Annotated in this window: 18 protein-coding genes; 9 read left to right on the top strand and 9 right to left on the bottom strand. The window is 59.5% G+C overall.

What is annotated here, in order from left to right:
* The first annotated feature begins 27 nt into the window (after positions 1-27).
* Positions 28-1,449, top strand: a complete 1,422-nt coding sequence (locus tag ACYZT8_RS23880; RefSeq protein ID WP_461976456.1) for an amino acid permease — start codon at positions 28-30, stop codon at positions 1,447-1,449.
* Between the two features lie 66 nt (positions 1,450-1,515).
* Here ACYZT8_RS23880 and ACYZT8_RS23875 read toward each other — a convergent pair whose 3' ends face one another.
* The gene (locus tag ACYZT8_RS23875; protein ID WP_461976454.1) at positions 1,516-2,640 is read right to left on the bottom strand and encodes an OpgC family protein; all 1,125 of its coding nucleotides are present in this window, start codon (positions 2,638-2,640) and stop codon (positions 1,516-1,518) included.
* 249 nt (positions 2,641-2,889) lie between these two features.
* On the opposite strand from ACYZT8_RS23875, the gene ACYZT8_RS23870 reads away from it, so the two are divergent.
* Both ACYZT8_RS23870 and ACYZT8_RS23865 read left to right on the top strand, forming a co-directional pair.
* A complete protein-coding gene (locus ACYZT8_RS23870) occupies positions 2,890-4,395 on the top strand; it encodes a glucosyltransferase domain-containing protein (RefSeq protein ID WP_461976452.1) in 1,506 nt (501 codons plus the stop codon).
* A gap of 118 nt (positions 4,396-4,513) precedes the next feature.
* Entirely contained in the window at positions 4,514-4,888 is a 375-nt protein-coding gene (locus ACYZT8_RS23865; protein ID WP_461976451.1) for a GtrA family protein, read from the top strand.
* A 51-nt stretch (positions 4,889-4,939) separates the two neighbouring features.
* On the opposite strand, the gene ACYZT8_RS23860 is transcribed toward ACYZT8_RS23865, so the two are convergent.
* Both ACYZT8_RS23860 and ACYZT8_RS23855 read right to left on the bottom strand, forming a co-directional pair.
* Positions 4,940-6,559, bottom strand: a complete 1,620-nt coding sequence (locus ACYZT8_RS23860; protein WP_461976450.1) for an FMN-binding glutamate synthase family protein — start codon at positions 6,557-6,559, stop codon at positions 4,940-4,942.
* Positions 6,560-6,741: 182 nt separating this feature from the next.
* Positions 6,742-7,542 carry a helix-turn-helix transcriptional regulator gene (locus tag ACYZT8_RS23855; RefSeq protein ID WP_438662499.1) on the bottom strand — a complete coding sequence of 267 codons (801 nt, stop codon included), beginning with the start codon at positions 7,540-7,542 and terminating at the stop codon, positions 6,742-6,744.
* Between the two features lie 124 nt (positions 7,543-7,666).
* On the opposite strand from ACYZT8_RS23855, the gene ACYZT8_RS23850 reads away from it, so the two are divergent.
* On the top strand, positions 7,667-8,488 hold the full coding sequence (locus tag ACYZT8_RS23850) for a carbon-nitrogen hydrolase family protein (protein WP_461976447.1): 822 nt from the start codon (positions 7,667-7,669) through the stop codon (positions 8,486-8,488).
* 171 nt (positions 8,489-8,659) lie between these two features.
* Positions 8,660-9,985: an APC family permease gene (locus ACYZT8_RS23845; RefSeq protein ID WP_461976445.1), complete on the top strand. Its 1,326-nt coding sequence runs from the start codon at positions 8,660-8,662 to the stop codon at positions 9,983-9,985.
* A 124-nt stretch (positions 9,986-10,109) separates the two neighbouring features.
* Here ACYZT8_RS23845 and ACYZT8_RS23840 read toward each other — a convergent pair whose 3' ends face one another.
* Genes ACYZT8_RS23840 through ACYZT8_RS23820 form a run of 5 tightly spaced genes read right to left on the bottom strand, consistent with a single transcriptional unit; the run spans position 10,110 to position 18,499 of the window.
* Entirely contained in the window at positions 10,110-11,516 is a 1,407-nt protein-coding gene (locus ACYZT8_RS23840; RefSeq protein WP_461976443.1) for an ATP-binding protein, read from the bottom strand.
* Positions 11,513-13,324 carry a DAHL domain-containing protein gene (locus ACYZT8_RS23835; RefSeq protein WP_461976441.1) on the bottom strand — a complete coding sequence of 604 codons (1,812 nt, stop codon included), beginning with the start codon at positions 13,322-13,324 and terminating at the stop codon, positions 11,513-11,515. Before ACYZT8_RS23835 ends, ACYZT8_RS23840 begins: the two co-directional genes overlap by 4 nt.
* Complete coding sequence (locus tag ACYZT8_RS23830; protein ID WP_461976439.1) at positions 13,321-14,280, bottom strand: cytochrome-c peroxidase; 960 nt, start codon at positions 14,278-14,280, stop codon at positions 13,321-13,323. Before ACYZT8_RS23830 ends, ACYZT8_RS23835 begins: the two co-directional genes overlap by 4 nt.
* A 44-nt stretch (positions 14,281-14,324) precedes the next feature.
* Positions 14,325-16,199 (bottom strand): putative bifunctional diguanylate cyclase/phosphodiesterase, encoded by a 1,875-nt coding sequence (locus ACYZT8_RS23825; RefSeq protein ID WP_461976437.1) that lies wholly within the window; start codon positions 16,197-16,199, stop codon positions 14,325-14,327.
* Complete coding sequence (locus tag ACYZT8_RS23820) at positions 16,196-18,499, bottom strand: EAL domain-containing protein (RefSeq protein ID WP_461976435.1); 2,304 nt, start codon at positions 18,497-18,499, stop codon at positions 16,196-16,198. Before ACYZT8_RS23820 ends, ACYZT8_RS23825 begins: the two co-directional genes overlap by 4 nt.
* A 256-nt stretch (positions 18,500-18,755) precedes the next feature.
* Here ACYZT8_RS23820 and ACYZT8_RS23815 point away from each other — a divergent pair, with 256 nt between their 5' ends.
* The 4 genes from ACYZT8_RS23815 to ACYZT8_RS23800 all read left to right on the top strand — a co-directional run bounded on the left by ACYZT8_RS23815 (position 18,756) and on the right by ACYZT8_RS23800 (position 21,921).
* Complete coding sequence (locus ACYZT8_RS23815; RefSeq protein WP_461976433.1) at positions 18,756-20,132, top strand: HD domain-containing phosphohydrolase; 1,377 nt, start codon at positions 18,756-18,758, stop codon at positions 20,130-20,132.
* Positions 20,133-20,322: 190 nt separating this feature from the next.
* The gene (locus tag ACYZT8_RS23810; RefSeq protein ID WP_461976431.1) at positions 20,323-20,757 is read left to right on the top strand and encodes an NUDIX hydrolase; all 435 of its coding nucleotides are present in this window, start codon (positions 20,323-20,325) and stop codon (positions 20,755-20,757) included.
* 25 nt (positions 20,758-20,782) lie between these two features.
* On the top strand, positions 20,783-21,421 hold the full coding sequence (locus ACYZT8_RS23805; protein WP_131060909.1) for a LysE family translocator: 639 nt from the start codon (positions 20,783-20,785) through the stop codon (positions 21,419-21,421).
* A gap of 2 nt (positions 21,422-21,423) precedes the next feature.
* Complete coding sequence (locus ACYZT8_RS23800; RefSeq protein WP_461976429.1) at positions 21,424-21,921, top strand: GNAT family N-acetyltransferase; 498 nt, start codon at positions 21,424-21,426, stop codon at positions 21,919-21,921.
* Positions 21,922-22,041: 120 nt separating this feature from the next.
* Here ACYZT8_RS23800 and metR read toward each other — a convergent pair whose 3' ends face one another.
* On the bottom strand, positions 22,042-22,959 hold the full coding sequence (gene metR / locus ACYZT8_RS23795) for a transcriptional regulator MetR (RefSeq protein WP_131060908.1): 918 nt from the start codon (positions 22,957-22,959) through the stop codon (positions 22,042-22,044).
* Positions 22,960-23,010: the final 51 nt, after the last annotated feature.

The raw sequence follows: 23,010 nt of genomic DNA, 5'->3' as shown, positions 1-23,010 counted from the left end.
CCAATAACAAGACGAGGTTGTACCCCTATGCCAGTCGGCAATCACCTGCCCCACGGCGAGACCGCTCAGGGCGGCCCGCTTAAACGTGAACTCGGCGAACGGCATATTCGCTTGATGGCGCTCGGCGCCTGTATCGGTGTCGGTCTGTTCCTCGGTTCGGCCAAGGCCATCGAAATGGCCGGCCCCGCCATCATGCTGTCCTACATCATCGGCGGTCTGGCGATCCTGGTGATCATGCGCGCCCTCGGCGAGATGGCCGTGCACAACCCGGTTGCCGGCTCCTTCAGCCGTTACGCCCAAGACTACCTCGGCCCCTTGGCGGGCTTCCTGACCGGCTGGAATTACTGGTTCCTGTGGCTGGTGACCTGCGTCGCGGAAATCACCGCCGTGGCGGTGTACATGGGCGTCTGGTTCCCCGATGTGCCGCGCTGGATCTGGGCGCTCGCCGCGTTGATCAGCATGGGTTCGATCAACCTGATCGCAGTAAAAGCCTTCGGTGAATTCGAGTTCTGGTTCGCCCTGATCAAGATCGTCACCATCATCGCGATGGTGATCGGTGGCATCGGCGTAATCGCGTTCGGCTTCGGCAACGACGGCGTGGCGCTGGGGATTTCCAATCTCTGGGCCCACGGCGGCTTCATGCCCAACGGCGTGCAAGGCGTGTTGATGTCCCTGCAAATGGTGATGTTCGCCTACCTCGGCGTCGAGATGATCGGCCTGACTGCCGGTGAAGCAAAGAACCCGCAGAAGACCATTCCTAATGCCATCGGCTCGGTGTTCTGGCGGATTCTGCTGTTCTACGTCGGTGCGTTGTTCGTGATCCTGTCGATCTACCCGTGGAACGAAATCGGCACTCAGGGCAGTCCGTTCGTGATGACGTTCGAACGCCTGGGCATCAAGACCGCGGCCGGCATCATCAACTTCGTGGTGATCACTGCTGCGTTGTCGTCGTGCAACGGCGGCATCTTCAGCACCGGGCGCATGCTCTACAGCCTGGCGCAGAATGGCCAGGCCCCGGCCGGTTTCGCCAAGACCTCGAACAACGGCGTGCCACGTCGTGCGCTGCTGCTGTCGATAGGCGCGTTGTTGTTGGGCGTGTTGCTCAACTACCTGGTGCCTGAGAAGGTCTTCGTCTGGGTGACGGCGATTGCCACTTTCGGCGCGATCTGGACCTGGGTAATGATCCTGCTGGCCCAGCTCAAATTCCGCCAAGGCCTGAGTGCCAGCGAACGTGCCGGCCTCAAATACCGTATGTGGCTGTACCCGGTCAGTTCGTATCTGGCGCTGGCGTTCCTGGTGCTGGTGGTCGGCCTGATGGCGTACTTCCCGGACACCCGCGTGGCGCTGTATGTCGGCCCGGCGTTCCTGGTATTGCTGACGGTGTTGTTCTACGTGTTCAAGTTGCAACCGACCAATGTGTCGCAAGGTGCGGTGCGCTCGGCTTCATAAGTCGAAACGCCTGAAACGCAAAAGCCCCGCGCTCTTTAAAGAGGCGGGGCTTTTTACGTTTTGACTTTAAGCGGCTACCACCGAAATTCGCGTATTCAACCGCTTGTTGAAGTCGAGCCAGACACCCAGCAACCCCATCAACCCCGCACCCACCAACGCAGTGAAGATCTGCATGGCAAACGCATCGTCGGTCAGGGCATTGACCATGTCGGCCAGCGGCGCGAGCAACACCCCGAGGCAGAACACTTCCAGCGAGTAACGCCCCATGCGACTGCATTGCTGTGCCAGCCAGTTCTGCGTCCAGCCAGTGTCCGGCAACAATTTCGCCGTGACATACGCCAGCGCCAGAAAGTGCAGCAGGCGCACCGGCGACAGGTCGGTCTTGCTGATCGGGTACAGCCAGTTGCTCAGGCTGGCCGGTACCATCGAATCATGCAGTTGTGGCCACCGCCATAATACGGTCAGCACCGCGGCAACGCCGGCGTACAACGCCGCACTCAAAAACAGAGGCTGGCGCAGTAAGGGGCGCCTGTCGGGCAAGCCTGGGCGCTGCGCGTGAATCGCAGCGGCACCACCGAGGACGAACAAAAGTTGCCAGGCGACGGGGTTGAAGTACCACACGCCGTCCTTGATGGCAGCCAGATTCCAGCCGAACAACGGCACCGTCAGGTACACCGCGAACGACATCGCCACCACCATCCATGGCTTGCGCACAAATATCGGCAGCACCAGCGGCAAGCCTGCCAGCAGCACGATGTAGAGCGGCAACGGATCCATCAGGTTCGGTTTGAAGCGCAACAGCAACTCATCGATCAAGGCTTGCTGCGGATTGCTGATGAAGTGGTGCATGCCCATTTCCTCGACCAGATCGCGGGTTTCCACGTGGCTGTTGGCGAAGAACACGATGCCCATCAGCATTGCCAGCAGGAAAATATGCACCACATACAGGACCCAGGCACGACGCAGGATTTTTACGCAGGCAATCAGGTAACCGTCGCGGGCCAGGATCTTGCCGTAGGCCAGAACGGCGGCGTAGCCGGCGAGGAACACGAAGATTTCGGCGGCATCACTGAAGCCGAAGTTACGCAGGGTGATCTGACCCAGCGGGTTGTGGGGCACGTGATCCCAGAAAATGAAGATCAGTGCCAGGCCACGGAAAAAGTCGATCCGGTGATCGCGTTCATTCGTCATGGCTGCGGGCTCTTGAACGGATGTTGAAGTAGGAACGCCGGCGATACAAAAGGTTGCGCACCGCACATTGGCGGCGCGCAGGGTGAAGGGATTCGCCGGCAATTGCAAAGTGCGGATATTACGGAATGTCTCAGTGCATCGCCGAGGGAGCAACCGCTTGTCTAAAAGCTGCGCAGGTCGGCGATCTCTGACTACCGTCGAGATTCAAAGCTTTATCGATTGAAGGCGGAATTCCCAAGAGGCGCCGGCATGCGGATCAGCGAATGGCTCGACAAAGAGCTCACAGGCCGTCAGGTCTGGTTGATGTTTGTTTTTGCGACGCTGATTTACATCCTGCCGTTGATCCTCGCAGATTTTCCCTACATCGATGACAACTGGCGTGCCTTGGCCGCCGGCACTGGCTGGGCGCAGGAGGGCCGGTTGTTCGCGCAGTGGTTCTACAACCTGCTGACCTTCAGCGGCGCCGCGCCGAATATTTTCCCGTTACCGCTGTTGATCGCCACGCTGGCGATGAGCACGGCCCTGACCCGGCTGACGTTCCACTACTTCCCCGAACCCACGTTTGCCCATTGCCTGGTGCTGCTGCCGCTTTGGTACAACCCGTTTTTCCTGCAAAACCTGTCGTATCAATACGACGGGCCGACCATGGCGCTGAGCCTGGTGGCGGTCATCTATGCGATCACGTTTCGAAGCCCTTCGCGCATCCAGCAACTGCTGATCCCCGCCACGTTGATTGCATTGGCCATCGGGCTTTATCAGGTCAGCTTCAATGTGTTTCTCGGGCTCTGTTGCCTGGAGTGGTTGCGGGGGGTGAACGACAAATTGGCATGGCCTGCGTGCTACCGATTGATCGGCAGCAAAGTCGCACAAGTGGGGCTGGCCGGGTTGATCTATTACGCCACCGCCTATTCCTTCATGACTCAAGGCCGTACTGCGTTGTTGAACGGGGCAGCGGCTCCGTTGCAGCAAATTGAAACCAATGCGGGGAGGGTGCTGGAAAAAATCGTGCTGTTGTTCCATGGCGGCTTTACCTGGGTGTTCGCCGCGTTGTTGCTGTGCGCCATCGTCGGTGCCGTGCACGTAGGACAACGTGTACTGGAGCGAGAGGATACGGGGCTGACAAAAACCGTGATCGGCTTGCTGTGCCTGTTGATCTTGCCCGTCCTGATGTTGCTGGTGCCTGGGGCCTCGCTATTTTTCCGTGACTTCAACGAAGGCGCCCGCACCTTGATGGGCTTTGCTGTCGTGCTGGTATTGCTGTTCTACCTGAGTCATCGGGCGCTGGCGCCGGTGCATGAAAAACTGCCGTTGCTGTTGCTGGTTCCGCTCATTGCGATGCTCTCGCTTGCCTTCGCTTATGGACGGGTGCTGACGTTACAAAAGACGTTCGCGAGCCAGGCGCTGTATACCTTGAGTGCCGACATTGCATCTCGTCCGGCGTTGCGCGAAGCCAAGCGTATTTACATGTCGGTGACTTACTCCGATCACTGGCTGATTGGGGCTGCCGGGTCGTTCAGGCAGATGCCGGTTTTGCATTACCTGCTGAACAACGACTTTTTCATGCTCGCGGAAAACCTGCCCAAGGCAGGCATCGCCAATGTGGTCAGGGAAAAGGAGCGGCGCAACGCCACGCTGGTGGGGTATCAGGGTTATCCACCGCTGGTGGACAGCCTGTTCTATCGCATTTATCTGTTGGGGGATTACGGTTTTATCGTCATGAAAGAACCCGCCCGGATCCCCTCTCTCCAGTGGTGAACCCTGTGACCATTGGTCTGGAATGCCGCGCTACCTGTTAGTTCTAACAGTAGACGCGCACCGGCCCGGTCTTTAGGTTGAAACCCACCTGAAACGGGAATGAGTTCAAGGAACGAACATGAAAGCCTTATGGAAAGAGTTTTCCACTTACGCGATTGTTGGCGTGGCCAATACGCTGATTCATTGGCAGATATTTTACGTACTGACTACAGCGGCCGAGTTTAGCCAGGCCTCCAGCAATTTTTCGGCGTTTTGTGTGGCAGCGACGTTTTCATTTTATGTGCATGCGCTTTACACGTTTGAGGCCGGGGCGTCGGTGGTTCGTTATCTGATCTATGTGTTCTTTATGGGAGTAATGAGTTTCGTGGTCGGACATTACGCCGATGTCTGGAAAATCCACGGGCTGGTGACCGTCGCGTCGTTCTCGCTGTTGAGTCTGATCTGCGGGTTCTTCTTTTCCAGATTTGTCCTGTATGGCGAGCGCGAAGCGTGAAGGTGTCGCTGATGCCAGCCTTGCCCATAAGGCTGGCATGCAGGTCGATCCTTACGCAGCAATCACCTCATTAGGTTCAAAACTGTCCGCTCGTGCCATCTGCCACATCCGCGAGTAAAACTCGCCATTCACTTCCCCGGTGAGCAATTCCCCCGGTTTCAAGAACACATGCAACTGCGAGAACAACTTGATCTCGGTTGCCGACATGCGCCGCACCAGATGCTTGGCCGACAGTTGCGAAGGATGGTCGAGGCCGGCGGCCGCGAGCATTTTCGCGAGGGCCTTGAGCGTGTTGCGGTGAAAGTTGAAGACGCGCTGGGCCTTGTCCGGGACCACCAGCGCACGCTGGCGCAGGGTGTCTTGAGTGGCGACGCCGGTCGGGCATTTGTTGGTGTGGCAGCTTTGTGACTGGATGCAACCGATGGCAAACATGAAGCCGCGCGCCGAGTTGGCCCAGTCGGCGCCGATGGCCAGGACGCTGGCAATGTCGAAGGCGCTGACGATCTTGCCGCTGGCGCCGAGTTTGATTTTGTCGCGCAGATTCAGGCCCACCAGCGTGTTGTGCACGAACAACAGACCTTCGCGCATGGGTACGCCGATGTGGTCGGTGAACTCCACGGGGGCCGCGCCGGTCCCGCCTTCCTTGCCGTCGACCACGATGAAGTCCGGGAGAATGCCGGTTTCCAGCATGGCCTTGGCGATGCCCATGAATTCCCACGGGTGACCGAGGCAGAACTTGAAGCCCACCGGTTTACCGCCGGACAGTTCGCGCAATTGCTGGATGAAGTGCATCAGTTCGATCGGCGTGGAAAACGCGCTGTGCCGCGACGGCGAGATGCAGTCTTCGCCCATCAGGATGCCACGGGTTTCAGCGATCTCTTTGGTGACCTTGTGCTTGGGCAAAATGCCGCCGTGACCGGGTTTGGCGCCCTGGCTCATTTTGATTTCGATCATCCGCACTTGCGGCGTTTGCGCTTGGGCGGCGAAGCGCTCCGGGTCGAAACGGCCGTCAGGGGTGCGGCAACCGAAGTAGCCACTGCCGAGTTCCCAGGTCAGGTCGCCGCCGTTTTCCCGGTGATAAGCGCTGATGCTGCCTTCGCCGGTGTCGTGGGCGAAGTTGCCGAGTTTGGCGCCCTGGTTCAACGCGCGAATGGCGTTGGCGCTGAGCGAGCCGAAGCTCATGGCCGAGATGTTGAACACCGAGGCTGAGTACGGCTGGGTGCATTGCGGTCCGCCAACGATGACGCGAAAGGCACTCGGATCGCTCAACGGTGCCGGGCGCATCGAGTGGCCGATGAATTCGAAACCCGATTGGTACACATCGATCAGCGTGCCGAAGGGTTTGTCGGCACTTTCATTCTTGGCCCGCGAATAGACCAGCGAGCGCTGGGCCCGGGAGAAGGGCAGGGCGTCGCTGTCGGATTCGAGCAGGTATTGGCGGATCTCCGGGCGAATGCCCTCCACCAGATAGCGAATATTGCCCAGGATCGGGTAGTTGCGCCGCACCGCGTGAGGGCTTTGCAGCAGATCGAACAGGCCCACGAGGCTCAAGACGCCGGTCACGGCGGTGATCGGCCACAGCCAGTCGTGTTCCAGGAAGGGCAGGCTGGCGAGGGTGAATATCACGCAAGCGGCAAAGAAGGCGTAGCGGCTCAGGAGTGACAGGCTCATACGGGTTCCTTGGGTTCGGACTCGGTCATGTGTAGCGCACAAGGTGTAGCGGATTCGAAGATCCCTGTGGGAGCGGGCTTGCCCGCGATGGCGGTCTATCAGCCAACATCAATGTTGAATGTGATGGCCTCATCGCGGGCAAGCCCGCTCCCACAGTAAAGCGAAAGCGCTCCACTGCGCACTCAGGCATTCTGCGCCTGGAGGAATATCGAAAACAGCTCGGACTGGGATTTGATCCCCAGCTTGCTGTACATGTGTTTTTTATGGACTTTCACGGTTTCAGCAGAGATTTCCAGCTTACGGGCGATTTCTTTACTGGAGCAACCGCTGAGCATCAATCGCCCGACATCCAGCTCCCGGGCGGTCAATTGCGCGCCTTTGAGTTGTTGCACCGAAGCCTCCAGCTGAACGCGCCAGTCGCCCTGGACCGGCGCTGGCGCGAGGGCCACGGCTTCGTTGATTTCGTAGGGCAGGCGCTGGCGCAACAGGCCGAGTACCCAAGGCTGGATCAGCGACAACAAGGCAATCTGCTGGCCGCTGAAACGCTGCTTGCTGCCCAACGACAGGCACAGCGTGCGGTCGCCTTCGAGCTGGCAATTGAACTGGATTTCATCGGCCACCACATTCAGACGAAAGTAGCGTTGGTAATACTCGGTCAGCTCGAAATGCTCCGGCGCCACTTCCGACAGGCGATAAAGCCCGGTGCGCGACTGCTCGCGGCAAGCGATGTAGAACGGGTCGAGCAGGTACAGGCCGCGCAGGTAATCCTGGAACAACTGATCAGGGCTGCCGTCCTCGCCCGGGCATTCGGCGAACACTTGCGGGTGCTGGTCAGCGCTGAAAAGCAGGGCAACCCAGCTGTCGAAGGTCACGTACTGATCCAGCAGGCGCACCAGCTGCGTCCAGAAATTGGGCTTGTCCAGGGCGTCGATCAGTTGCCCGACCGAGCGGTGCCAAGCGATATCGTCTAATGAAAGTGTCATGCCTCTACCCCTATCGGGTTACCCCAGCGGCGTGATTCCCCGGCCGGTGGCTTGCTGCGCATACTGGCGCACAGACACAGACCGGGCAATCTTTCTGCCGCCCGGCCCATAACAAGGACTACCCATGAAAGTCGAACTCGCCCAGTTGGCGGGCCGTGACAACGGCACAGCGTACAACCTCGAACGGGCCTTGGCGGCCATCGCTGCCTGCAATGCGGACACGCAACTGATCGTCTTCCCGGAAACCCACCTGATGGGCTTTCCGTCCGCCACCACCGTGGCCCAAACCGCCGAACCGCTGGACGGACCGACGGTCAGCGCCGTCGTAGCGGCTGCCCGCGAGCGCAACATCGCCGTGGTGATCGGCATGGCCGAGAACGACAACGGACGCTTCTACAACACCACGCTGCTGATTACCCCTGAAGGCATCGCCCTGAAATACCGCAAGACCCACCTGTGGGCGTCGGATCGCGGCGTGTTCGAGGCGGGCGACCGTTACGCCACCTGCGAGTGGAACGGCGTGCGGGTCGGCCTGTTGATCTGCTACGACATCGAGTTCCCGGAAACCGCCCGCGCCCTGGCGCAACTGGGCGCCGAATTGCTGATCGTCACCAACGGCAACATGGACCCATACGGCCCGACTCACCGCACCGCGATCATGGCTCGCGCCCAGGAAAACCAGGCATTTGCGCTGATGGTCAACCGGGTGGAAGAGAGCGACGACGGGTTGGTGTTTGCCGGTGGCAGTGCGCTGGTCGATCCGCTGGGCACCTTGTTGTTCGAGGCCGGGCGGGAGGAAGGGCAGTTTGCGGTTGAGCTGGATTTCAGCCGGTTGGAGGCGGCACGCAAGGATTATCGGTATCTGGATGATCAACGGTTGAAGTTGCCGGGTGAGATTGTCGAGCGGGCTAGTGGCGTGTGGGAGTTGCTGATTCCTAAAAACTGAAGATGACCGATCGTTCCCACGCTCTGCGTGGGAATGCATCAACTGACGCTCCGCGTCCGCTTTTGGGACGCGGAGCGTCCCCGGCTGCATTCCCACGCGGAGCGTGGGAACGATCATTTTGCGCCGAACTCGGCTCTGCCCATAAATCTAATAAATTCGGAGTAGTCGCTCATGGCTCGTTTGCAACGCACCCTGTCGTTGGGTTCGGTGGTGCTGTTCGGCATCGCCTACATGACGCCGATCATTGTGCTCGGCACGTTTGGCATCCTCGCTCAATCCACCACCGGCATGGTCCCCGCCGCGTATTTGGCGGCACTGGTGGCGATGTTTTTCACCGCCATGAGCTACGGCCGAATGGCCTCGGCGTTCCCCGTCGCAGGCTCGGCCTACAGCTATGTACGCAAGGCCATCAGCCCGAAACTGGGCTTCATCGCCGGTTGGGCAGTGCTGCTCGATTACCTGTTCCTGCCGATGGCGATCTGGCTGATCGGCGCCGCCTACCTCAACTCCGCGTTCCCGGCCGTGCCGCAGTGGATCTGGGTGCTGGCGTTTATCGGCATCACCAGCGCGATCAACATCGTCGGGCTGAAACTGGCCAACGGCATCAACGCCTTGCTGATGCTGGTGCAGTTCCTGGTGCTGATTGCCTTCGTCGCGTTGTGCATCCACTACGTCGGTGGCGATGCCAGCACGCCGTTGTGGTCGATCAAACCGTTTTTCAACGGCGACATGCAGATGCCGCTGATCATGAGCGGCGCGGCCATCGCCTGTTACTCATTCCTCGGTTTCGACGCAGTCAGCACCCTGACTGAAGAAACCCGCGACCCGCGCCGCACCATCCCGCGGGCGATCATGTTGATTACCCTGATCGGCGGGCTGATCTTCGTCAGCGTCTCGTACTTCGTGCAGATCGCGCACCCATCGTTCCAGTTCGACAGCGTCGACTCGGCGGCTTATGAAATCGCCCGCAACATCGGTGGTGACCTGTTCGTGTCGATCTTCCTGATCGGCCTGATCGTCGGCCAGTTCGCGTCGGGCTTGTCGGCTCAGGCCAGCGGTTCGCGCCTGTTGTTTGCCATGGGCCGCGACGGTGTGCTGCCCAAATCGTTCTTCGGCACCTTGCACGAACGCTTTGGCACCCCGGTCAACAGCATCCTCTTGTGCGCGGTGGTGGCTTTGCTGGCACTGAAACTGGACGTCACCACCTCGACCTCGTTCATAAACTTCGGCGCGTTCCTGGCGTTCAGTCTGGTGAACCTGTCGGTGATCTTTCACTACTGGATCGGCGGTGAGAACAAAGGCCTGCGCGAATTCGTGCTGTTCCTGTTGTTCCCTTTCATTGGCCTGGCGGCAGATTTGTGGCTGATGGTCAGCCTCGATCACCTGGCGATTTACCTGGGCCTGAGCTGGCTGGCGATTGGCATGGTGTACCTGGCGGTGCTGACCGGAGGTTTCCGCCGCCAGCCACCGGAGATGGATTTCCAGGAGGCCACATAACCCGCCGACACCGAGAAACCCTGTGGGAGCGAGCCTGCTCGCGATGAGGCCGTGTCAGACAACATTAATAGTGACTGACACGCAGCCATCGCGAGCAGGCTCGCTCCCACAGTTTGGATTGTGTTCAGGCCGCTGAATTTGTTTGATGCACGGGCAACTCGACGCGGAACGTGCTGCCCACGCCCACCTCGCTACGTACCGAAATATCCCCCTGATGCTTCTTCACAATCCCATAAGACAGAGATAACCCAAGCCCTGTCCCCTGGCCCACCGGTTTGGTGGTGAAGAACGGGTCGAAGATTTTCTGCAGGCTGTCCGGCGCAATACCCGACCCGGTATCTGCCACTTCAATCCACACCCGTTCACCTTCAACCCCGGTGCGCAGGGTGATGGTGCCGCGCTGCGGGCCCATCGCCTGGGACGCGTTGACGATCAGGTTCATGATCACCTGATTGATTTGCGACGGCAGGCATTCGATATCGGGCAGCGGCTGATACGCCTTCACCACGTCGGCCTTGTACTTGAGCTCATTGGCGACGATGTTCAGGGTCGATTCGATGCCCTGTTGCAGATTGGTCCACTGCCATTCCTGGTTGGAGTCCACGCGGGAGAAGTCCTTCAGGTCTTTGACGATCTGCCCGACGCGGATGATGCCTTCCTTGGATTCCTTGATCAGCAACGGGATGTCGTCGCGCAGAAATTCCAGTTCGATCCGCTCACGTAACTGCCCAAGCCGTTCGATGACCTCGTTTGAAGCAATCGCTTCTTCGGCCTCGCGATAGGCATCGAGCATTTCCTGCAATTGCTTGAAGTAGCCATCAAGGCTGCCGAGGTTGGAGGAGATGAAGCCGATGGGGTTGTTGATTTCATGGGCGACGCCGGCGGCCAATTGCCCCAGGGAGGCGAGTTTTTCCGATTGCACCAGTTGCGATTCAAGCTGTTTGCGTTCGTCGATTTCCCGCTGCAACGCCTCGCTGGCCTGTTTGAACTCGGTGGTGCGCTGATCTACCAGATGCTCCAGGTGGCTCATCTGCACATAGGCGCGTTCGGTCATTTCCCATTTGTTCAGCAGGGTGTTGGCCATCTGCTGGACTTCGATGTTGTCGAAGGGTTTTTTCAGGATCAGCAAACGGTCATGGGCCTGTAGCCGGTCGAGCAGTTCATCCCAGGAATAGTCAGAGTACGCGGTACACACCACCACTTGCAGGCGCGGGTCTTGCTGCCACAGATGTTCGATGGTCTGCGCGCCGTCCCAACCCTCAGGCATGCGCATGTCCACGAACGCGAGGGCGTAGGGGCGACTTTCCTGCAAGGCCTGGGTGAGTTTGCCCAGGCCTTCCTGCCCGCCATAGGCCGAATCGAGTTCGAACAGGGCGGTAGCGGGTTTGACTTCACTGCCAAACAGCGTGGCTTCCATCTCGTCCAGTTCGACGTGCTGCACCGAAACCGGTGTGAGGATCTTGCGAAAGTCATCATGAATCGACGGCGTGTCGTCGATCAGCAGAATGCGCCGGTTCGAAAGTTCACTCATGCCTCCTCCGTAACGGTTTTCAGCGGGATCTGCAGGGTGAACTGCGCACCCTTGCCAGGCCCGTCGCTGTGGGCGCTGAGATGGCCGTTCATCTCGATAGCCGCCAGTGCGCAGCTGTGCAGGCCAAAGCCGTGGCCTTCCTTGCGGGTGGTAAAACCGTGGGCAAAGATTCGCGTCATGTTCTCCGGCGCGATGCCTTCGCCATCATCCTTGACGCTGATTTGCAGGGTGGCGTCTTCGACGATTTTCACCCCCAGGGTCATTTGTCGCGGACGATTACTGAGGTCGGACATGGCGTATTTTGCATTGCTGATGAGGTTGATCAGGATCAGCAGCAGCCGGTGCTTGTCACCCATGACCTGCGGCACATCGGTGTATTCCTTGACCACCGTGACGTGATGCCGGGTCAGGGCGCCGGAGTTCATGCGCAAAGCGTCTTCCAGCAGTTCGCTGATGTGCAGCGGTTCCATCAGGCTGTTGGCGCCGGCATAGGATTGTTGGGTGGCGACGATGTCCTTGATGTGGTCGACGCTTTTGGTCAGTTGGGCCAGTTCTTCGGTCATGCTTTGTTGTTCGAGTGCAATGGCGTCGACCAGTTGATTCAGGTAGCCGGGCAGCAACTTGCCTTTCTCGTCCTGGGTCAAAAAGGCGCCAAGATCGCCTTGATGTTCGTTGACCAGCTGCATCGCCTTGCCCAGCCCCTGGGCCTTGCTGCTGCGCAGTTTGCGACTGACCAGGTCGGCGGAAATATTCACGCTGTTAAGCACGTTGCCAACGTTGTGCAACACATTGGTGGCGATTTCGGCCATGCCGGCCTGGCGCGCGGTGTCCAGCAGTTCACTCTGGGTATCCTTGAGCTCGCGTGTGCGCTCCTCGACCCGTTTTTCGAGGTCATCATTGGCGGTTTTCAGGGCTTTGTTGACGCGATTGATCACCGTGAAACTGCGCATCAGGTGAATCGCCAGGTACACCAGCAACAGCACCAGCAGCACTGAAAACACCAGCATGTAAAAGTGATAACGCTGGTCGATGGCATCGGTGCGCTGCTGATCGTTGTTCAGCAGATCGGTGATGTCGTCCAGCCTTTCGGCCACGGGAATGGCCTCGATGTTTTCCAGCAAGCGGTTGACCACCGGTTGTTCACGCAGGATCAGCTGGATGTGGCTGTCGAGAATATCCAGCGGACTGTGGAATTGCTCCGGCAGTCGCAGTTTGTTCACTTTCAGTTTGCTCAGGCCCACCAGAATTTCGGCGGCCTTGCCGTCAGAGGTGACCATGGCGAATTCCATGGTGCTCAGTACCAGGTCATACGTGTCGTTGGCGATGTTTTGCAGTTGCAGTTTGTCTCCGTCCTGCAACTGGGCGAGGGGTTCCTGAATGTCGTCTTCGGCGGTCGGCAGAAACGCCAGTGAGTTGCGCAACACAGCATTGTGGGACTTGAACTGTTCCACCAGCCGGGTCTTTTCCTCGATGGCGCTCAGGTACGCATCATGGCTGGTGAGCCACACGGGCGAGTCGTTGCGGCCGTGATTCGATTCCATCGTGTCGAACCGTTGCCACAGCTTCGTCATCTCGGTCAGCGGTGCGACCAGCGGATCGTAGTTATGGTTGATGGCAATCCGGGCCTTGAGGATTTCCGTTTCCCATTGCGCGTTCAGCTGTTTCATCCGGGAAACCAGATCCCGGGACTCGGTGTAGGTCGACGTCTGGTCCGAACTGGATTTGAGGTACAGAAACAGCAGTATCGAGGCGAGTATCAGGGCCACGACACCGAGGAGTGCCAGGCTGCGTCGGCGGGACATTTTCATAACGGCTTGCCCTCCCATTCACCGGTCAGGGTCTTGAGGAATTTGATGATCAGCACCTTGTCCTCGGCGGAGGGGATGCGCCCCAGCTGGAACGTGAACATCACGTCCACAGCGTCTTCGAGGGTTTTGGCCGAACCGTCGTGAAAGTACGGCGCGGTCACCGCAACGTTGCGCAGGCTCGGGACCTTGAACACGTTGCGGTCCTCCTCGTCCTTGGTCACCAGGTAGCGACCCAGGTCGGTTTCGGTCGAGTTGCCTCGGGTCTTGAAGTAATCGCCCATCACCCCGAACTTCTGGAACATGTTGCCGCCGATGTTGACCCCTTGATGGCAGGTGATGCAGCCGTAGTCCTTGAAGCGTTGGTAACCGTATTTCTCCTCGCGGGTGAGAATGTCGGTGTCACCCAGCAGGTATTGGTCGAAACGCGAGTTGGCGCTGATCAGCGTGCGCTCGTAGGTGGCCAGGGCGTTTTGCACATTGTTCATGGTCACGCCGTCCGGGTAGGCGTCGCCGAACGCGGTTTGATAAGCCGGATCGGCGGACAGCGTTTGCACCACGTGTTCCCAGTTGCTGCCCATTTCACTGGGGCTCTGCACCACGGTGTGGATTTGGGTTTCCAGGGTGTCGGCGCGACCGTTCCAGAACTGCCGGAAGTTCAGGCTGGCGTTGAATACGCTGGGGGTGTTGATGGCGACTGGAAGGCCGTTGAAGCCGATGGAAAACGCCTTGTTGTCGGCACCGCCGCTTTCCAGGCGGTGGCAACTGGCGCAGGAAATGCTGCTGTTGACCGACAAACGTGGCTCATTGAACAACTGGCGACCCAATTCGACCCGCAGAGGATTTTGCTGTGGGACGGCCGGCAGCGGTTTGAGCGGCTCGTTCAGTGGCGCACCGCTGGCGATCAAACAAAACCCGAGCAAGGGCAGCAGAAGAAGACGATGGAAGGATGGCGACATCTGATGATTCCTTGGCTGATGGCCTGTGTGTCGCTGCTTATCGTTCATGTGGCGGCAGGAGGAGGGGATTTCACCGACGTCAGGTATTGCACGAACGCATCCGGCGCCACGGCTTTGCTGAAGTAATAACCCTGGCCTTCCTCGCACTGATGGGCCTTGAGGAAATCCAGCTGTTCGAGGGTTTCCACCCCTTCGGCGATGATGGTCAGCTTGAGGCTCTTGCCCAGGCTGATGATGGCGCTTACCAGTGCCGCGTCGTTGCTGTCACGGCTCAGGCCGCGAATGAACGACTGATCGATTTTCAGCACGTCGATGGGAAAACGCCGCAGGTAACTCAGGCTGGAATAACCGGTGCCGAAGTCGTCAATGGCCAGCCGCACCCCCATTGCCTTGATCCGGTTCAGGGCGGTGACCGTGGCATCGATGTTCTGCATCAGCACGCCTTCGGTAATTTCCAGCTCCAGCAATGACGGGTCCAGGCCGGTCTGTTCGAGGACCTGTTCAATGCCTTCGACAAAGCCTCGCTGGCGAAAATCGATGGCCGACACATTCACCGACATGCACAGCTTCGGCAGGCCGGCTGCCTGCCAGGCGCAGGCTTGTCGACAGGCCTGGGCCAGCACCCATTTGCTCAACGGCACGATCAATCCGCTGTCTTCGGCCACCCCAATGAAATCCGACGGATAGACCAGGCCATGCCCCGGTTTCTGCCAGCGAATCAGGGCCTCTGCACCGACCACCTCACCGTTGCTCAGGTCCAGTTTTGGCTGGTAATGCAGGACAAATTCGTCCCGCTCCAATGCCAGGCGAATACCCGACTCGATGCTCTGCTGATCCCGGGCGCGCTGGTTCATCTCGTCGATGAAAAATCGGAAGTCGTTGGGGCCGCTTTCCTTGACGTTGCGCATCGCGGTTTCGGCTTTCTTGATCAGTGCGATGGCATCGAAGCCGTCATCGGGGTAGATGCTGATGCCCAGGCTGGCGGTCACGCTCAGGTCATGGCCGGCGATGTGCTGGGGCGTGCAGATGGCGTTCAAGAGTTTTTCGGCGATGCCTTTGGTCTGTTGGGGATGGCGGATATCGGCGAGGATTACCACGAATTCGTCAGCGCCGTAGCGAAACACCGAATCTGACTCGCGCACCGTGGACACCAGGCTATGCCCGACCCGTTTGAGCATCTCGTCACCGGCCGGATGGCCCAAGGCATTATTGATGCGCTTGAAGCGATCAAGGCCCAGAAACATCACCGCCAGTTGCTTGTCATGGCGGCGGGACAACGCCAGCGACTGGTTCAATCGATCACCGAGAAGCGTGCTGTTGGGCAGTTCGGTCAATACGTCATATTGCAGTAAGTGGGATACCTTCAGCAGTTCGTGGACCCGCGCCTCGATGGTTTGCTCCAGGCTTTGCACTTTCGTCTCCGCGTCGTGCGTCATCTGCCATTTCCAGGTCAGGGCGCTGGCCATCTGGCGGATTTCCAGACTGTCGAAGGGCTTTTTCAACACCAGCAACTGGTCGCCGAACTCCAGCCGTTCAGCCATGTCTTCCCAGCTGTAATCCGAAAAGGCGGTGCACAACGCGATTTGCAGATGCGGGTCAATCTTCCAGAGTTGTTCGATGGTTTCCAGCCCGTCCCAACCCGGCGGCATGCGCATGTCGGTGAACGCCATGGCGTAGGGGCGCCCTTCGGCCTGGGCACGCTTGACCAGTTCGAGGGCTTCCTGACCCTGATAGGCGGAATCGAGCTGGAAGGCGAGTCGAGCCCGTTGTTGCGTGCCGAACAACGCTTCTTCGGTACCGGCCAGGGTCCGCTCATCTTCGGAATCGGGGCCGAGGATCTTGCGAAAGTCCTGATGGATCGACGGCGTGTCATCGATGATCAGGATGCGCCGGTTGGTCTGGACGGACGGAGATTTCATTCCTTGTCCTCCGTGGCGTGCGGGTTGTCCAGGATCGGTCCGGTGTAGTTGCTTGCGGGCATGATGCTGCCGGCTTTGAGCAATTTAGCGGCCTGTTGGCTGCTGACCGCTTTACTGAAGAAGTAACCCTGAGCGTTCATTGGTGAGCCTGTGGCCATCAGCGAACTGCGCTGTTCCTGGGTTTCGACACCTTCAGCGATGATTCCGATCCCTACATCGCGAGCGAAATTGATAATCGCACGCAAAGTATTGGCGCTCGCCGGGTCGCGGGCCGCCGTGTCGATGAAGGCCTGGGCGAGTTTCAGGTGATTGACCTGGTAAGTCTTGAGGTAGTCGAACGAGGAATATTCGGTGCCGAAGTCATCGATGGCGATCTTCACCCCCAGCTCCCGCAGGCGCGGCAGCACATCGTTGTGGGTCCATTTGGTCTGGGCCAGGGTCGCTTCGGTGACATCGAAGCGCAGGTCCCAAGCGCACAGTTCCCAGCGCGCGGTGGTGCGCAGCACGTCATAGATCAGCTCGGGCCCGCTTTTCAGCTGGGCCAGGGACAGCTTGATGGCAATGACCGGCGGGGCCATGCCTTCGTCGCGCCACTGGCGCATTTGCTGGCAGGCGCGATCCAGCACCCAGTGACCGAGGGCGATGATGGTGCCGGTTTTTTCCGCGGCCGGCAGGAACGCCGGCGCTTCCAGCAACCCACGCTCGGGGTGGTTCCAGCTGACCTGGGCTTCCATGCCGAGGATCCTGCCGCTGCTCAGGTCGACTTCCGGCCAGTAATTGAGTTCGAGTTCTTCATGTTCAATGGCGGTTTTCAGATCGTTGGCGATGGTCATGCGCTCGACCACCTCCTGATTGATCTCCTCGGAGTGGAAGTGATACTGGTTGCGGCCCTTTTCCTTGGAGCGATAGAGCGCCATGTCGGCCTGGTTCAGCAGGCCTTCGGCGCTGGTGATGAGCGGTGAATAGCTGCTGATGCCGATGCTGACCGAAACGCGTACGTCATTGCCGGCCAGGGAGTAGGGCAGCACCAGCGCATCGCGGACCTTGGCGGCTAAAGATGCAGATTGTGTCGGGTCGCCGACGTCCAGTTGCAGGATGGCGAACTCGTCGCCGCCGAGGCGGGCGACCACATCGTTTTCGCGCACACAGGCCTTGATGCGCCGGGCGACTTCCTGCAGCAACAGGTCGCCCACCGGATGACCGAGGGTATCGTTGATTCGTTTGAAGTGATCCAGATCGAGGTAGAACATCGCGAACGGTGTCGCGCCCCGACGCGCCGCGGCGAACGCCTGGTGCAGGCGCTCGATCAGGGTGGCCCGGTTGGCCAGCCCCGTGAGCCCGTCGGTGCGGGCCAGCAGGGCGATTTTCTCCTCGGCGACCTTGCGTTCAGTGATGTCGATGATGATGCCTTCGACTTCCAGCAAACGTCCTTCGGCGTCACGCACCGGGATATAGCGGTTTTCGACCCAGCGCCAGGCACCGTCGCCGGTGCGCATCCGGAATTCGATGGAAGCGCCTGCCGCATGGCGGTCCAGCACCCGGGCCATGGCCGTGTCGACCTTCGATTGGTCGTCCGGGTGGATCAGCTCCTGGGCCCAATTGGCCGAGGCGACCAGGTTCGCCGCGACGTGACCGTACTTGGTGATGTTGTGGGAGATGTACATCAGCGGAAACAACGGTTCGCCCCGCAGGCGATACAGGATGGTCGGGCTGTTCTGCACGATGATGTTGGCATCGGACAGCTCCCGGGTGCGCTCTTCGACGGCCTGTTCCAGCAGCGACATCTTCAGCGCTGCGTCTTCGGTCATCTGCCATTTGGCGGTCAATGCGCTGGCCATCTGCCGGATTTCGATGGCATCGAAGGGTTTTTTCAGGATCAGCAGACGATCGCCCAGCTCCAGGCGTTCATCGATGTCTTCCCAGGAATAGTCGGAATAGGCGGTGCACAGTGCCACTTGCAGCTTGGGATCGACCTGCCACAGCCGTTCGATGGTTTGCAGACCGTCCCAGCCCGGCGGCATGCGCATGTCGATGAAGGCCATTGCGTAGGGCAGGTCGTTGGCCAGCGCTCGCTCGACCTTGTCCAGTGCTTCGAGGCCCTGATACGCCGAATCGAGGATGAAGCTTTGCAGTGTGGCCGTCGCTTGAGTCCCGAACAGGGCGTTTTCAGCGCTGATCAAGTCGTCGTCATCGATCGATGGCGGGCTGAGGATCTTGATGAAGTCCGCATGGATCGACGCGGTGTCATCGACGATAAGAATCCGACGGTTGGTACGCGCCAGCAGCGTATTCATAGGCATACGCCGGGAGCGGTGGCAGTGTGGAGCGGTGTGCTCATAGGGGCATCCTTTCCCTGATCACGTGGCAACGGTACAGATAATGGATCCGAGTTAGCAGAGCATAGTCGCCCGTGCAGCACTTCGCCCGGGTGACTGAAACGAATCATTTCCAGGGGCTTGCTGGAAATCATCTAGCCTGTAGCTCAGGCACGGCCAGAAACGGAGTGTTTTGGCTGATGACTGACGCAACAACGCCCGTTTCGCTTGAGGTAATGCCATGGAAGAGCAACTCCCCACGACTGTCACCTATAAACCTACCATTCTGCTGGTCGACGATGAGGAATCGATCCTCAATAGTCTGCGCCGGCTCCTGCGCGGCCAACCCTACGAGGTGCTGCTGGCCACCAGCGGAGCCCAGGCCCTCGACATCATGGGCAAACAGCCCGTCGACCTGGTGATGAGCGATGCGCGCATGCCCAATATGGATGGCGCGACGCTGCTGGCGCACATCCACCAGCGCCATCCCGACACCCTGCGCATTTTGCTGACCGGTTATGCCGACCTGACGATGATCGTCAAAGCGATCAACGAGGGGCAGATTGACCGTTACATCAGCAAACCCTGGCACGATGAGGAGTTGCTGCTGACGTTGCGACAATCCCTCGCCTACCAGCATTCCGAGCGCGAACGGTTGCGCCTGGTGCAGGAGACGTGGGATCGGAACGAGGAATTGAAGTTACTCAACGCGACCCTGGAAAAACACGTCGCGTCCCGCACCTCCGAGCTGCAGCAGACCGCCGACATGCTCGACCTGGCCTACGAAGAACTCAAACACAGTTATGTCACCGGCACTGAGGTGTTTTCGTTGCTGGCCAACCTGCGTTTACCGCCGGCCAAGCAGACGAACCGGCAGATCATCGAACTGGTGCGGGTGTACTGCAAACGCCATGGCCTGGACGAGGGCAGCACCCGCGACCTGACCATGGCCGCGGCGCTCTACAACATCGGTAAGCTCAGTTGGACCGACAGCATGATGACCACGCCTGCGGACCTGCTGCACCACAGCGATCAAGAGCGCTATCGCGGTTATCCGAAGCAGAGTGAATCGCTGTTGATGACCCTCGACCCGATGAAAGATGCCGCGCGCCTGATCCTTCACCATCAGGAGCGCTGGGACGGCACTGGTTTCCCCGACCGGCTCAAGGGCGAGGCGATTCCGCTCGGTTCGCGGTGGCTGAAACTGGCGGTGGATTTCATCGAGTTGCAGCGTGGGCTGATCCTTGAACGCCAGATGAACAGCGATGAAGCCTTGGTTTATATCCGCCAGTACGCCGGTCGTCTCTACGATCCTGATCTGGTCGAGGACTTCATTAAGGTTTGTGCCGCCTACCTGAGCGATGTGTCGCTGGCCGATCCGACGGTCAAGGTCTTGGCTACCCGGGACCTGGTGGCCGGCATGATCCTGGCGCACAACCTCAATGCCGATAACGGCATGTTGCTGCTCAATGCAGGCAAGGTGCTGAGCGGACCGCTGGTGGAGAAACTGATCGCTTTCGAGGCGATGGAAGGGGCGAAGTACAGTGTTTTTGTGAAAGTGCCGGAGGAGCCTGCGGCTTCGATTCTCGAAGCGCCAGAGGTCGTTCAGCCGCACTGATCCTCTGTGGGAGCGTGGCTTGCCCGCGATGAACGATGACGCGGTGTGCGTGATAGACCGCGGCGCCTGAATCGCGGGCAAGCCACGCTCCCACAGAGGGGTCAGTGCCGTGCAGAGATTTTTTCGGGGTGACGCAGAACCCATACCCATGTGATCCTTCGCGCCTTTCACCCAAGGCCCTTTCCGATCCATGACCCTTCCCACCGCAACTTCCCCCCGCATCATCCGCATTGCCGCCGCCCTGCTGATCGGCCCCGACGGGCGCACGCTGTTGGTCCGCAAGCGCGGCACAGAGGCCTTCATGCAACCCGGCGGCAAGATCGAGGCCCACGAGCAACCGGTTCATGCCCTGGCCCGTGAACTGGAAGAAGAGCTTGGACTGGTCATCGACCCCGCTCACGCCACCTACCTGGGACCTTTCTCGGCACCGGCCGCCAACGAGCCGGGTTTTGTCGTACAGGCCGAACTCTTTCAGCTGACCATCGATTCCGACGTATCGCCTGCCGCGGAGATCGAAGAAGTGTGCTGGATCGATCCGGCCACCGACGGCGATCTCACGCTGGCGCCATTGACACGGGACCTGATCCTGCCGTTTTATCGAGCTTCGCTGACTGCGATCGCCTGATCATTCACGGACTAGGATTGCCCCCATGATCCCGCTTCAAGATTTGCTGATATTCGCCGCTGCCGCGTTGCTGATGGTGTTGACGCCGGGGCCGAACATGATTTACCTGATCTCCCGTTCGATCTGCCAGGGGCGCAAGGCCGGCGTGACGTCGTTGCTTGGTGTGGTAGCGGGTTTTTTTGTGCATTTGTTCGCCGCCGCGGCCGGTTTGACCGCGGTGTTTCTGGCTGTGCCGATGGCCTACGAAGTGTTGAAGTGGGCCGGTGCGCTGTACCTGGTGTGGCTGGCCTGGCAGGCAGTCAAACCCGGGGCGCGTTCACCGTTCGAAGCGCAGCAGTTGCCGCCGGACTCGTCGCGCAAACTGATCACCATGGGGTTTCTCACCAGCGCCCTGAACCCGAAGATTGCGGTGTTTTACCTGTCGGTGTTTCCGCAATTCATCTCACCTGAACATGGCTCGGTGTTTACCCAAAGCATTGTGCTGGGCCTGACCCAGATCAGCGTCAGTTTCTGCGTCAATCTGCTGATCGCGATTTTCGCTGCGGGCATCGCGTCATGGTTCGTCAACAACCCGACCTGGCTGGCGGTGCAGCGTTATTTCATGGGCTTTGTCCTGTCAGCGCTGGCGGTGCGACTGATGCTTGAGCAACGACGGACGGCTTGATCATGTGGATTGAACGACTGGATGCCAGCCATGCCCTGGACTATCGGGCACTGATGCTGGAAGCCTACGACCTGCATCCGCAGGCTTTCACCTCGAGTGTGCGCGAGCGCGCCGCGATGCCGCTGAGTTGGTGGGAGTCGCGCCTGACCAGCAAGCTTGATGTGGTGCTTGGGGCGTTTGACGAGGGCAAGTTGGCAGGCATCGTCGGTCTGGCCTTGGAACCCCGGGAAAAGGCCCGGCACAAGGCAACGCTGTTTGGCATGTACGTGTCTGGAAAGGTCCGGCAGCGAGGGTTGGGTCAGCAACTGGTGCAAGCGGCGCTGGCTGAAGCGCAGAACCATACAGGCCTGCAGTTGATCCAGCTGACCGTCACCGCCGGCAACGAAGCCGCGTTCAACCTGTACCAGCGATGCGGCTTCATCCAGTACGGCCTAGAACCCATGGCGGTACGCGTCGGCGAAGACTACTTCGACAAAATCCACATGTGGCGTGAACTCTGAGGATCACGAAATCCCTGTGGGAGCGAGCTTGCTCGCGATAGCGGTGTATCAGCCAATACAGATATCAACTGACACGACGCCATCGCGAGCAAGCTCGCTCCCACAGGGGTATGTAGTGTATTAACGGACGGCGCTGACCCCGTCGAGTGTCGAGAACGATGTGTCCTTGGCCGTCAGCAAAAAGTCGCGCATGTACGGCGCATCCAGCATGTCCGCGCGAATCCCCGCATACAGCGTCGCAAACAATCCTTTCTCGCCCAGCCGCTTGGCCTTCACGTAACCCCGTGAGCTGTATTCATGCAGCGCCCAATGGGGCATGCCGCACACGCCGCGTCCGCTGGCCACCAATTGCATCATCATCACCGTCAGTTCCGAGGTGCGGACTTGTGCCGGTTCGATGTCGGCCGGTTCGAGGAAGCGGGTGAAGATGTCCAGTCGATCGCGTTCCACCGGGTAGGTGATCAGCGTTTCCGTGAGCAAATCTTCCGGAACGATGTAGGCCTTGCTCGCTAGACGGTGCTGGTTGGCCACCGCGAGCATTGCTTCATAAGTGAACAACGGCACGTACGTGATGCCCGCCAGTTCCAGCGGATCGGAGGTCACCACCAAATCCAGATCACCACGGGCCAGGGCCGGCAGCGGGGCGAAGGAGAAGCCCGACGCCAGGTCCAGCTCGACTTCCGGCCAGGCATCGCGGAATTGATCGATGGTCGGCATCAGCCACTGGAAGCAACTGTGGCACTCGATGGCCATGTGCAATCGGCCCGCCGTGCCGCCCGCCAGGCGCGCGATATCACGCTCGGCGCCGCGCAGCAGCGGCAGGGTGGCGTCGGCCAGTTGCAGCAGGCGCAAACCGGCGCTGGTGAACCGCACCGGTTTGGTCTTGCGCACGAACAGCGGCATCCCCAGCCGTTCCTCAAGCTCCTTGAACTGGTGGGACAGGGCGGACTGGGTCAGGTGCAGGCGGTCGGCGGCATCGACCAGGCTGTCCGCTTCGCGCAAGGCGTGCAGGGTCTTCAGGTGACGGATTTCAAGCACCGGATGGCTCCATGAGGAAAACTTGTGATCAACACGAAAAGGTTGAGTTTG

Source organism: Pseudomonas sp. LB3P93 (genome assembly GCF_054898025.1).
This window is presented reverse-complemented; position numbering and strand designations above follow the sequence as displayed.